General features: G+C 72.7%; 1 protein-coding gene and 1 pseudogene. One reads left to right on the top strand and one right to left on the bottom strand.

Annotation, left to right across the window (positions count from 1 at the left end):
* Nucleotides 1–228 (top strand): annotated as a pseudogene (locus DEIPI_RS39450) (hypothetical protein); the annotation flags it as partial.
* 11 nt (nt 229–239) lie between these two features.
* Here the strand turns inward: DEIPI_RS39450 and DEIPI_RS0110450 are convergent.
* Nucleotides 240–711, bottom strand: a 472-nt coding sequence (locus DEIPI_RS0110450) for a sensor histidine kinase (protein WP_045234073.1), incomplete at its 5' end; no start/stop codon positions are given.

Here is a 711-nt window from a genome sequence, read left to right as displayed (position 1 = left end):
GACGGACGCGCGCTGTTCGTGCTGCCCGAGCCGCCACGCGCGGGACACGTGTACCGCGCGTGGTCCGCGCGCGACTGGACCTACGGGGAGCCCCTCACCGCGCGCGGGAACACGGGCCGCGCGGTGTTCGAGGCGTTCGTCGGCACGGACGACTACCTCTGCGTGAGCCTGGAGACCGACCCGGACGCGAAGGCGCCCACCGAGTGGGTGGGCGGCCTGTTCCTGTAGACCCGCCCGGTTCAGGCGCCGGGGAGCGTGAAGTGGAACGTGGCGCCCTCGCCCGGCACGCTCTCCACCCACAGCCGCCCGCCGTGACGCTCCACGATCTTGCGGCACACCGCCAGCCCCACACCCGTACCCTCGTACTGCTCGCGGGTGTGGAGCCGCTGGAAGATCACGAAGATCCGCTCGAAGTACTTCTCCTCGATGCCGATGCCCTCGTCGCGCACCGAGAAACGCCACATCCGCCCGTCCGGCTCGGCCGAGACGTGCACGCGCGGCGGGACGCCCGGCCGGGCGTACTTCAGCCCGTTGGACACGAGGTTCTGGAGGAGCTGGTCGAGCTGCTGGGCATCGACGAGGACCGACGGGAGGTCCGAGCGCGTGACCTGCCCGGGCACGTCGAGCCCTGCGAGCCGCGCCGCGACCGCGTCGAACACGGCCGAGGCGTCCACGCGCCCGGGCGGGCGCTTCTCCGTCGAGACGCGCGAG

Source organism: Deinococcus pimensis DSM 21231 (assembly GCF_000519345.1).
GTDB classification, from domain to species: Bacteria; Deinococcota; Deinococci; order Deinococcales; family Deinococcaceae; genus Deinococcus_A; species Deinococcus_A pimensis.
This window is presented reverse-complemented; position numbering and strand designations above follow the sequence as displayed.